We start from the raw sequence: 11,648 nt of genomic DNA, 5'->3' as shown, positions 1-11,648 counted from the left end.
CCGATCACCTTGCCGAGGCAGGTGAGGTCCGGCGTCACGCCGTAAAGGCCTTGAGCGCAATGATAATGGACGCGGAAGCCGGTCATGACCTCATCGAAAATCAGCAGGCTGCCGTACAGTGCCGTTACGTCCCTCAGGCCCTGCAGAAAGCCCGGAAGCGGCGGCACAACGCCCATATTCCCCGCGACCGGCTCCACGATCACGCAGGCGATCTCCTCGCCGAACCGCTCGAACGCCAGCTTGACCGACTCCAGGTCATTGTAAGGTACGGTAATCGTCTGGGAGGCGATGCTTTCCGGCACGCCCGGGCTGTCCGGGAGTCCAAGCGTAGCGACGCCGGAACCGGCCTTAATGAGCAGACTGTCGGCGTGGCCGTGATAAGAGCCCTCGAATTTGAGAATCTTGTTGCGTTTCGTAAAGCCCCTCGCAAGGCGCAGCGCGCTCATCGTCGCCTCCGTGCCTGAATTGACCATACGCACCACCTCGACGGAGGGCACGCGATCTGCGACCAGTTCGGCCATCAGCGTCTCCATTTCGGTCGGAGCGCCGAAGCTCGTGCCTTTCTCCGCCGTCATTTTCAGCGCCTCTACGACCTCCGGATGGGCATGGCCCATAATCAGCGGACCCCAAGAGCCGACATAATCGACATAGGAATTGCCGTCGATGTCATAAATCCGCGCCCCTTCGCCCCGTTCGACGTAAACCGGCGTCAGGCCGACCGATTTGAATGCCCTTACGGGACTGTTCACGCCCCCGGGGATGACCCGCTTCGCCCTTTCGAACGATTCCTTGGAACGCGTATCCGACCGATTCCTATTGTTTTCGACCATACTTGTCACTCCTATCTTTTTCCTGTCCATGCGCGGTGAGACAACGCAACCACTCAACTGACGCCCCCGAATGCCCTCCCCTCCAAGCGGCCGCTTCGACCTTAGCGATCGGAAGCGGATTACGCCCCGTAGCCCATATTCGACTTCACTTTAAAGGAAATTCACTTGCCCGCCAGCCAATTGGCGGCGTCGACTGCATGATACGTGATGATCAGATCCGCGCCCGCGCGCTTCATGCCGGTAAGCAGTTCCAACACGATACCTTGCTCGTCAATCCACCCGTTGGCGGCGGCGGCCTTCACCATCGAATATTCCGCGCTGACGTTGTAGACGGCCACCGGAAGATCGAAGTTCTCCTTCAGGGCGCGCAGCACATCAAGGTAAGCCAAGCCCGGCTTTACCATCAGCATGTCGGCGCCCTCGGCAACGTCCGATTCCGCTTCGCGCATCGCTTCCCGGATGTTCGCCGGATCCATCTGGTACGTCTTGCGGTCGCCGAACTGCGGAGCGGAATGCGCCGCTTCCCGGAACGGCCCATAGAACGCCGACGAATATTTGACCGAGTACGACAGAATCGGGATATGCTCGAAGCCCGCCTCATCAAGACCGGCCCGAATGGCGTATACGAAACCGTCCATCATGTTGGAAGGCGCGATAACGTCGGCGCCGGCTTCAGCCTGCGATACGGCGGTTTTCACGAGCAGCTCCAGCGAAGCATCGTTGTCGACGCTGGCCGCGCCGGATTCGTGAACGCGCACGACGCCGCAGTGGCCGTGATCGGTGAATTGGCAAAGGCAGGTATCGGCTATGACGAGAAGCTCGGGCGCCCAGTTTTTGACCGCCCTGGTCGCTTCCTGCACGATTCCGTTTGGATCGTACGCCGAAGTCCCTTCTGCGTCTTTATGCTCCGGCACGCCGAACAGCAGCACCGCCTTCACCCCGGAAGCGGTCACGCGGCGAATCTCCTCCTCCAGCCGGTCCATCGAAAAATGATACACGCCCGGCATGGACGATATTTCCTCTTTCACATTCATTCCGTAGGTGACGAAAATCGGATAAATAAAATCGTCTGCCGTCAGTACCGTTTCGCGTACGAGGCTGCGCAGCGCGGCGGTATGCCGCAGCCGCCGATTCCGGACTATCGGAAAGCTCATGATGTCTCTCTCCCATCTATGGTAATAATTCAAAAGCGAAATAACGGGAGAACCTCTGATAAATCAGCATTGTCAGTTGCTTCCCATCGAACAAACGGAAACTCTCCCGTTATTCACCGCATATTTCCCATTTGCCGAGACCAATACCGAATTTAGCCGGAGGTTTTCCCGTAAGCTTCCTCAATTATGATTCCCAGGCGTTATGAACCGGATAAATTCCCGGCTAACTAAAAGCGAGCCGTCCGTATACCGCCCCAAACGTCTATATGACTCAACCTCAACGTCTTGGATAAGGTCCCGCGGCTGATGGCCACAATCTCAACCTGAGCAAGGCCCGCTTCACATTCGGTCCTTGGCTTTTCCCGCCGCTATGGCCGCAATAAGCGCATCAATCGTCGCTTCCTCCGGCATAATCGTCACATCCAGACCCGCCCCGCGCGCCGTGCGGGCCGTTTCCGGACCGATGCACGCGATTTCGACGCCCTTCAGCAGCGACACCGGTTCCTCTGCGCCAAGCCTGCGCAGCCGCTCGATCAGGTTCACGACAGTCGATGAGCTCGTAAACGTCGCGACGTCCACCGACCCGCTTTGGAGCAGCTCCAGCACGTCCGAATCATCCGTATCGGCCATGACCGTCTCGTACACGTCGATCTCCACGGGCTCCACACCGAGCCGTCTCAGTTCCGTGGGCAGCGTCGTCCGCGCGAGATTACCGCGCGGCAGCAACGCCCTTGCGCCCGGACGAACCGCAGCCTTGACGGCGTCCAGCATTCCCTCCGCCTGATAGGCGGGGGGCAGCACGTCAACCACCAGTCCGCGCGCGGCGAGCGCCTCCGCCGTGGCCGGTCCGACCGCGCAGATCCGCGCCTTGTGAAAACGGCGGATATCGACGGACAGCCTGGCCAGCCAACGGAAAAAATAATCGACGCCGTTGACGCTGGTGAACATCAGCCATTCGTAGCCCTCGGCCGACTCCAACGCTTGTCCGATGCGCCGCTCCGCTTGCCCTCCTGCCGGCTCGCGCGTTTCGATAACCGGGAATTCAACCGGCTCGCCGCCCAAATCCTCGATCCGGTCGGCAAGCTCGCTGGCTTGCGCCCGCGCTCGGGTAACCAGCACCCGTGTGCCGAACAGCGGCTTCTTCTCGTACCACATCAGCTTCTCCCGTTGGCGGACGACATCTCCGACAACGATAACGGCCGGAGGCTGGAATTCGGCATCCATGACCTTCCGCTCAATATCGGCGAGCGTGCCGGTCAGCGTCCGCTGCTCGACGCGGGTACCCCAGCGCACAAGCGCTACGGGTGTTTCCGGCGGTTTGCCGTGCTTGATCAGCTGCTGGCTGATGTATCCGATCTTGGCAACGCCCATCAGAAAAATCAGCGTGCCGGTCGCATTCGTCACCTTGTCCCAATGAATGGAACGGTCCAGCTTCTCGGGACTTTCATGTCCCGTGATGATCGACAAAGACGAAGCCAAATCCCGATGCGTCACCGGAATGCCCGCGTAGGCCGGCACGGCGATCGCCGATGTGATGCCCGGCACGATCTCGAATTCGACGCCGTTCTCCTGCAGCAGCTCGGCTTCCTCTCCCACGCGGCCGAAAATCGTCGGATCGCCGCCCTTCAGGCGGGTCACCGTTTTACCCTGCAGAGCCAGATCGACGAGCAGTTGGTTGATCTCTTCCTGCTTCATCGTATGTCGGTCGGGCAGCTTGCCTACATATATCCGTTCCGCTCCGGTTTTTGCATGCCTCAACAGGCGCGGACTGGCCAGCCTGTCATAGACGATCACGTCGCTGCGGCCGAGGCATTCCAGCCCGCGGACCGTAATCAGCTTCGGATCGCCCGGACCGGCGCCAACCAAATAAACTTTCCCCTTGTCCATTGCCCTATCCCCTTGCCTCTGCCAAAATACGGTCCGCTCCGCGGGCGCTTAATGCCTTGGCCAGCCGCCGCCCAAGCGCCGCGGCGTCCATGCCGGCCATTGTCTCCTTCAGAAGCGTCTCCCCATCGGGCGAGCCGACCATCCCGGTCAACGTCACCTCGCTCCCCCGGACCGTCGCGTAAGCGCCGATCGGCACCTGGCAGCCGCCGTTCAACGCGCCGAGAAAGCTTCTCTCCGCTTCCACAGCAAGCGCGGTTTCTCCGTCATTATAAAGGGCGAGCAAGTCGCGAACCGCCTCGTCGGATTCCCGGCATTCGATGCCAAGCGCGCCTTGTCCAACCGCAGGCACGCAGTCATCGGCCGGTATCGGCGCAGACGCGCGATCCTCCCAGCCCATGCGCGTCAAACCGGCCATCGCCAGAATGATCGCATCGAAACCCTCCGTCTCCAGCTTGCGGATGCGCGAATCGATGTTGCCGCGGATCGATTCCAGACGCAAATCGGGCCGGATCCGCTTCAGCTGGCAAGCCCTCCGCAAGCTGCTCGTTCCCACCTTGGCTCCCTGCGGCAGCTCCGCAATCGACTTGGCGTCCGCTGCGATCAAGGCATCTCGCGGATCGACCCTTTTCGGCACCGCGCCAATCGCAAGCCCTTCCTGCAGCGCGTGCGGAACATCCTTCATACTATGCACCGCCAAATCGATGTCGCCGTCGATCAATGCCTGCTCGATTTCTTTCACAAACAGTCCTTTTCCGCCTACTTTGGACAGCGTCACATCGAGAATGCGATCGCCCTTGGTCACGATTCTGCGAATCTCGAACCGGTACGGCAAGCCTTGCTTCACCGCGATACGTTCCAGCGCTTCGATCACCTGTCCCGTTTGCGTCAGCGCCAAGGCGCTCTGCCGGGTGCCAACGACGATCGTTCGTTCCGGCCTTATGTCGTTCATACTCGGTATCCTCCATCCAGCTTTCGCAGCAGGTTATCGACGCGGGCCGCAAGCCGCTCGGCGTCCGTATCGTTCCTCCATTCATTCTCCGGCACCTCAAGCGCCGCTCGCAGCAGCCGGCGGCGCACGGCGGCATCCGTCACCGCAGCCTTCACCAGCTCCCGCAGCCCCCCCAGCCATTCCGTGTAGGCCGTATACGTATCATCATACCGCTCCGCGAGCTCCGCCGCCACCTGCGCCGCAAGCGCGGGGCTCGAACCGGACGCGGACACCGCCAGAACAAGGCCGCCGCGGCGCACGACCGATGGCGCCACGAACGACCCTCCGGCCGCATCATCGGCCGCATTGACCGGAATACCGAGCCTGCGGGCATCGTTCAGTACCCGCTCATTCACCTGCCTGTCCGAAGTTGCGGCGAACGCGAGCACCGCCCTCTCCAGGTCTTCTTCCCGGTATTCCCGCTCCTCGGTACGGGTAAACCCTTGCTCCGCCAGCTCCCTCAGACCATCCGTCAACGCGGGAGCGATGATCAGCACGTCCGCGCCAGCCTCCAGCAAGCCACGGACTTTCCGCTCCGCAACCGGGCCGCCTCCCACGACTGTGCATCGCATGCCCTCAATGTCCAGCATGACCGGATACAACCGCTTCATCGCGCACCCCCCGCCAAACCCACATTTACGTCCAATAATGAAACCGCGAAACCGAATTCAAAAATAGATTCAGAATGAGTACGGCATACGCCAAAACATTCCACCTTGCCGTCCGCCAGCCCGGCTGGGCTAACAAAGTGCGTTTGATCACATAGCTGATATAGAACACGACGGCCACGAGCGAGGAAAACACTTTCCAATCAAGCAACAGTCCCGTCTTTCCTTCGACAAGCAACGACGTGACCGCGACAGCCAGGGAAAGTATTAGCAGCGGCGTTCCGATCAGAGCCGTGCGGAATGTGTACCTGTCGATGCTCTCGAGACTCGGCAATCGGCGCATCGTCCGGGACCAATGCTTGTCCTTCAACTGCCTGTGAAGAAATAAATACATGCCGCCGAAAATGGCGCTGAACGTAAAAGCCGCATAAGCGCCCATGATGAGACTGATATGTACGATCAGCAATTCCTTGACAAGCTCCCACGGCTCCAGTGGAATATTCTCATTCGTGCTCCCGAAAAGGTTAAGCGTCAGGACGGCAAAGCCGACCACATTGACGAAAAACACGAGCAGCTCAATGCGGAAAAACCGGCTCGCCGCAAGCGAAATCGTAACAAGCAGCCACGAAAAGAAAAATAAATATTCAAACCTTGAAATCAGCGACCAATCGCTTTGGTTCAGCACACGGACGACGAGGTAAGCAGTTTGCAAACCCCATACGAAAACAAGGAGCCCTGTACCCACCCGTTTTGCTCTCCGGCTTGCGTCTACGAAGTCGGAGAAGTAAAACAGAAGGCTCAGGGCGTAAATGGAAATCATCGTATCGAATAAAATATTTTGGGTTAACATAGCGCCTCCCGTGGACCGGCTTAAGGCTTCACGACGGCGATTCCTCCGCCTGCCCTGCCCGAGATGGCAAGCGGCGGCTCGATCGCCGGTCCGGCTTTAACGATCGTCTGTGCGGCTTCCGCGGCACGCTGCTCGGTCCGCTTCAACTGCGCAAGCGGTTCTTCCAGCGCGAACAGCTTCACGAACATGTCCATCGCCTCGTCAGCCCTTTTTTCGCCGGCCATCTCCTTGATGCGCAGGATTGGATCGTGCATCATCTGATTGACGATGCTTTTGGTCAGCTTGCGGATCACCTTCATCTCGTGTTCGTCGAGGTTCGGGAGCTTCTTCATCAAGCTGTCCATCGTTTCCTCATGGATCGCCTCCGCTTTGGTCTGAAGCGACCGGATGAGCGGAACGACGCCCAGCGTTCGGTACCAGCGGCGGAATTGCTCGATTTCGTCCGCGATCATCGCTTCAATCTTCACCGCTTCCTTCCGCCGCTGCTCCAGATTGCTCTCGACGATGCCTTCCAGGTCATCGATGTCGTATAAAAACACATTTGGCACCGAGGCGATCGTCGGATCCAAATCCCGCGGCACCGCGATGTCGATCATAAACAATGGACGGGATTTGCGCCGTTCCATCTCCCGTTCCACCATCTCTTTGTTCAGAACGAACTCCTGAGAGCCCGTCGAGCTGATCACCACGTCGGCCTCATGCAGCCGATGCCGCGCTTCTTCCAATGTCATGGCCACGCCGTTAAACTTGTCCGCCAGCTCGACTGCACGGTCGTATGTACGATTGACGACGAGCACGCGCTCCGCCCCATTCGCATACAAATGCTTGGCCGTCAGCTCGCTCATTTTGCCTGCGCCGACGATCATGACCGTTTTGCCGTTGAACCGGCCGAAAATCCGTTTGCCGAGTTCGACAGCCGCATAGCTGACCGATACGGCAGCTTCGCCGATTGACGTTTCCGCATGCGCCCGCTTGGCGGTGGTGACCGATTGCTTGAACAGCATGTTGAAAAGCGTGCCTGTCGCTTTCTGCTCCTGCGCGAGGAGGAACGCATCCCGCACCTGACCCAATATTTGCGTCTCGCCGATCACCATGGAGTCAAGGCCGCTCGTCACCCGGAAAAGATGCTCGATCGCTTTGTCATCCTCGTACATATAGAGGTGATCGGTGAACGAATCACGGGGAAGCCCAAACCATTGCTCCATGAAGCTTCTGATATAATGCCCGCACAAATGATGCCGATCCGTTACCGCGTACAGCTCCGTCCGGTTACAGGTGGCGACGATGACGCCTTCTAGAATGCTCTTGGTTTGTTTGAGCTGTCTGATGGCCTCCGGCAACTCCTGCTCCGAGAACGTAAACCGTTCGCGCACTTCGACAGGAGCTGTCCGATAGTTAAGTCCGACCGCTATTATATGCACATGCGTCACCGCCTTTCCGCTGCAGATTATAATAATTATAAAAGATTATACCATAGATCGAAGGTGTGTTTGGACACATTTTTGAAAATTATATGAAAACCGATTTCCTTTTTATTCTGAACGCGAACGCTGCCGAATATACCACAAGCGCTATAAATCCCATAAGCCGAATAGGCGAAAAAAAGTAACCATGGCAGTCCGCCATGGTTACGGGTTATGCCGGCAGCATTACACCAGCTGTGCGTGTTTCAATTCAGGTTCGACCACTTGCAATTCACCCATACCGCGTACAAGCTTCTTCGCATGCGTCGTCTTCGGCTTCAATACGGAAAGCATATGCTCGATGGCGACTTGCGGATCTACTGTCTCGCCGCAAGTGTAGCAATCCAGTGCGGCAAAACCTTTCTCAGGATACGTATGAATGGAGAGATGACTTTCTGACAGCAATACGAGAACCGTTGCCCCTTGAGGCTCAAACTGCTTGGATTGCACCGAGAGAACTGTGGCGCCGCACGCTTCTGCAGCTTCCACCATCTGAGCCTGCAAAAACTCAGCGTTGTTCAGCAAATCAAAATCCACACCCCAAGTGTCAACAGCTACATGTCTTCCGAAAGTTGAGTATTCCATCTTTCGGTTCCCCCTTCCTAGGAATAAAATGTTTAAAAATTTCATCCGCTAGGACCTACGTCATTCACTACCCGAGGGAATAATCTCTCGCAACATTACATGTCCTGAGTGAATCCTGGTTCCTATATTGTTTTCAACGAGAATAAAAATAACATCTATCGACGAGAAATGCAATACTTTTTTTCGTATTCGTGCAGACATTGGAGAATCCTCATTTTATGAACTTCGGCTTGGCTGATGTTCCGGACGCGCGTCCTTTTCCTGCGCACAAAAATCCGCCGGGGAATTCCCGGCGGATGCTATGTGGCTAATCGTCAGTGCGCCTCGAAAACAAATAATTGCCGGGTGCACTGCTTCAGCCTCTCATCGATGTTCCGGATTTCCGCCGCATGCTTCGACTGGTTCCGGAGGTCGAGCAGTTCATTGACCGCACATTGAATCCGTTCGATCTCGAATTCAACCTGCCGGTTGTTGAACGTCCTCTCGAGCATCCCGAGCGTGTCCTTCAGCTCGAATACCGTTCGCGATTCGCCGCCGGAAAGCTCGACGATTCGGTGGACTGCACCCTTCTTATAATGATAGACCATCGTGTAGTTCGGGTAAATGCGGTTGACGACCGCGTCGCCGCGGAATTGGGATACCGCCTTGCGCATCGCGTTCGTGAGTTTGGGATGTACCAGGCGGCAGGAAAGTACACATACGAACAAATCGTCATGCCGTTCAAAGATCAGGCGGATTTCTTCCTTACCTGTCTCGTCGACGAGAGCCAACTCATGATTGCCGTTCTCGAGCACCCGCACTTGCATGCGGACGTTCTGGTCTCCCATAAAACGGACAAACTTTGCCATCTCTTGAGCCGTTAACTGCAGACAAGCTTTTACATACTCTGTGGCTAACCGTTGAGCCATAGAAATCCCTCAATTCTTATATCTTACACCTTGATGACTTTCTGCCTGATACCATTATACGCGATTTGCACGACAACTTCCTGCCCGCCAGTCGTTATATTCCCGCATATTTCAGAGAAATTGCGGGGATATCAAGGAGGAACGCATGCTTTTTCCATAAATCCTCCGTTTTGGAGCGCAAGTTAAGCGAGTTTCTGCCTTATTTGGCCGATACCCGCCGGATGACGTCCCACAAATCCTCTCTCCCGTTACCCGTTTCCGAAGAAAACAAAACAACCGGATCGGTAGATTCGGCCTGCAGCGTTTCCTTCACCATTTTCACGTGCTTGTCCCACTTGCCCCGCGGGATTTTGTCCGACTTCGTGGCGACGATGCACACTGGTATTCCGTGGTGCTTAAGCCACTCGTACATCAGGCAGTCGTCCTTCGTGGGCGGATGCCTGATATCGATGATCAGCAGCAGCAGCTTCAGCTGTTTCCTGTCGCGGATATAGGCTTCGATGATTTGTCCCCACTTCTCGCGCTGCACCTTGGACACTTTGGCATAACCGTACCCTGGAAAATCGACGAAATATAATTGCTCGTTAATTCGGTAGTAATTCAATTGCTGCGTCTTGCCCGGCTGCGAGCTCGTTCTTGCCAGCGCTTTGCGTTGGATCATCTTGTTGATGAGCGATGACTTTCCCACATTGGAACGCCCTGCCAGAGCAATTTCCGGCAAGGCGTCCTCGGGCAGCTGTTCCGGCCGCACGGCGCTGATCACGAATTCGGCGGCGGTTATTTTGTAACCCTGCTCATCGTTTGTTTGACTATGATTCATGTTTCACGTCCCGCTTTCTGAGCTAATGGAAATCGGCATGCAAATCGTCCTGTACCTGCACGGCCGCCTGATCGCCGGCTGCAAGCGCATATTTGAGCACTTCATCCATATGGGAAACGGGAATGAAGTCGAGATCGTTCCGGACGCTTTCCGGGATATCGCGCAAATCGCGTTCGTTGTCCTTCGGCAGCAGCACCCTCTTGATCCCCGCGCGGTGTGCGGCAAGCGACTTTTCCTTAAGGCCGCCGATCGGCAGCACCCGGCCGCGCAGCGTGATTTCCCCGGTCATCGCCACTTCCTTGGAAACGAGACGGCCGGTCAGCGCGGAGATCAGCGCCGTCGCCATCGTAATACCGGCGGAAGGGCCATCCTTCGGAATCGCGCCTTCAGGGATGTGGATATGGATGTCATTCTTCTCGTGAAAATCGAGCGCGATGCCGAGCTCCCGCGCTTTGGCCCGCGTGTAGCTGAATGCTGCCTGGGCGGATTCCTTCATGACATCCCCGAGTTTGCCTGTCAGCGTCAGCTTGCCGCTGCCCGGCATAACCGTGACCTCGATGACGAGCGTATCGCCCCCAACCTCGGTCCATGCCAGGCCGGTGACGGCCCCGATCTGATCCTCCTGCTCGGCCAGCCCGTAACGGAATTTGCCCGGCCCGAGCCACTCCTTCACTCTGTCGGAATCGATCGTGATTGCCGACCGTTCCGGATCGCCGACGATCTCCTTGGCGGCCTTGCGGCATAACGCCGCCATCTGCTGCTCGAGATTGCGGACGCCCGATTCCCGCGTATACTCGCGAATCACCTGAAGGACGGCGGCCTGCTCCACAATCAGCTGGTCTTCCTCAAGGCCGTGGTCGCGCTTCTGCTTCGGCAGCAAATAGGTTTGGGCGATCTGCAGCTTCTCCAGCTCGGTATAACCCGGAATATAGATCACTTCCATGCGGTCCAGCAGCGGTCGCGGAATGTTATGGATGGCGTTGGCGGTCGTAATGAACATCACGTTCGACAGATCGAAAGGCACTTCGATGAAGTGGTCGCTGAATGTATTGTTTTGCTCCGGATCGAGCACCTCCAGCAGCGCCGAAGCCGGATCTCCGCGAAAATCCATTGCCATCTTGTCGATTTCATCGAGCAGGAACACCGGATTGGCGGTTCCCGCGGTCTTCATTCCCTGAATAATTCTTCCCGGCATAGCGCCGACATAAGTCCTTCTGTGGCCGCGAATCTCGGCTTCATCCCGCACGCCGCCGAGCGAGATCCTTACGAATTCACGCCCCACCGATTTGGAGATCGACCTCGCCAACGAGGTTTTACCGACCCCTGGAGGTCCGACAAGGCACAGAATCGGTCCCTTCAGCTTTTTCACCAGCTGCTGTACGGCCAGATATTCCAGCACGCGTTCCTTCGGCTTCTCGAGCCCGTAATGGTCCTCATCCAGAATCGCCTCGGCGTTGGCGATATCCAGCATATCCTCGGTATGCTTGTTCCACGGAAGGGCAAGCAGCCAGTCGATGTAGTTCCGGATCACGCCGGCTTCCGCCGAAGAGGCGGC

General features: G+C 57.2%; 11 protein-coding genes. All 11 read right to left on the bottom strand.

Features of this window, described 5'->3' with window-relative positions; all coding sequences use genetic code 11:
* On the bottom strand, positions 1–830 hold an 830-nt coding region (locus BG52_RS00900), incomplete at its 3' end, for a glutamate-1-semialdehyde 2,1-aminomutase (RefSeq protein ID WP_036666612.1).
* A 161-nt stretch (positions 831–991) separates the two neighbouring features.
* Complete coding sequence (gene hemB / locus BG52_RS00895; protein WP_036585729.1) at positions 992–1,984, bottom strand: porphobilinogen synthase; 993 nt, start codon at positions 1,982–1,984, stop codon at positions 992–994.
* 339 nt (positions 1,985–2,323) lie between these two features.
* Positions 2,324–3,871 (bottom strand): uroporphyrinogen-III C-methyltransferase, encoded by a 1,548-nt coding sequence (gene cobA, locus BG52_RS00890; RefSeq protein WP_036585728.1) that lies wholly within the window; start codon positions 3,869–3,871, stop codon positions 2,324–2,326.
* A gap of 4 nt (positions 3,872–3,875) precedes the next feature.
* Entirely contained in the window at positions 3,876–4,820 is a 945-nt protein-coding gene (gene hemC / locus BG52_RS00885; protein ID WP_036585727.1) for a hydroxymethylbilane synthase, read from the bottom strand.
* Complete coding sequence (locus tag BG52_RS00880) at positions 4,817–5,470, bottom strand: precorrin-2 dehydrogenase/sirohydrochlorin ferrochelatase family protein (RefSeq protein ID WP_036585726.1); 654 nt, start codon at positions 5,468–5,470, stop codon at positions 4,817–4,819. Before BG52_RS00880 ends, hemC begins: the two co-directional genes overlap by 4 nt.
* A gap of 25 nt (positions 5,471–5,495) precedes the next feature.
* The gene (locus BG52_RS00875; RefSeq protein ID WP_036585725.1) at positions 5,496–6,317 is read right to left on the bottom strand and encodes a cytochrome C assembly family protein; all 822 of its coding nucleotides are present in this window, start codon (positions 6,315–6,317) and stop codon (positions 5,496–5,498) included.
* A 20-nt stretch (positions 6,318–6,337) separates the two neighbouring features.
* Positions 6,338–7,738 carry a glutamyl-tRNA reductase gene (hemA, locus tag BG52_RS00870; RefSeq protein WP_051587601.1) on the bottom strand — a complete coding sequence of 467 codons (1,401 nt, stop codon included), beginning with the start codon at positions 7,736–7,738 and terminating at the stop codon, positions 6,338–6,340.
* A 228-nt stretch (positions 7,739–7,966) separates the two neighbouring features.
* Complete coding sequence (speD, locus tag BG52_RS00865) at positions 7,967–8,365, bottom strand: adenosylmethionine decarboxylase (RefSeq protein WP_036585724.1); 399 nt, start codon at positions 8,363–8,365, stop codon at positions 7,967–7,969.
* A gap of 314 nt (positions 8,366–8,679) precedes the next feature.
* A complete protein-coding gene (locus tag BG52_RS00860) occupies positions 8,680–9,273 on the bottom strand; it encodes a hypothetical protein (RefSeq protein ID WP_051587600.1) in 594 nt (197 codons plus the stop codon).
* 199 nt (positions 9,274–9,472) lie between these two features.
* Positions 9,473–10,093, bottom strand: a complete 621-nt coding sequence (yihA, locus tag BG52_RS00855) for a ribosome biogenesis GTP-binding protein YihA/YsxC (RefSeq protein WP_051587599.1) — start codon at positions 10,091–10,093, stop codon at positions 9,473–9,475.
* Positions 10,094–10,115: 22 nt separating this feature from the next.
* On the bottom strand, positions 10,116–11,648 hold a 1,533-nt coding region (gene lon / locus BG52_RS00850; protein WP_081793453.1), incomplete at its 5' end, for an endopeptidase La.

It is taken from the genome of Paenibacillus darwinianus, assembly GCF_000598065.1.
GTDB lineage: Bacteria > Bacillota > Bacilli > Paenibacillales > Paenibacillaceae > Paenibacillus_I > Paenibacillus_I darwinianus.
This window is presented reverse-complemented; position numbering and strand designations above follow the sequence as displayed.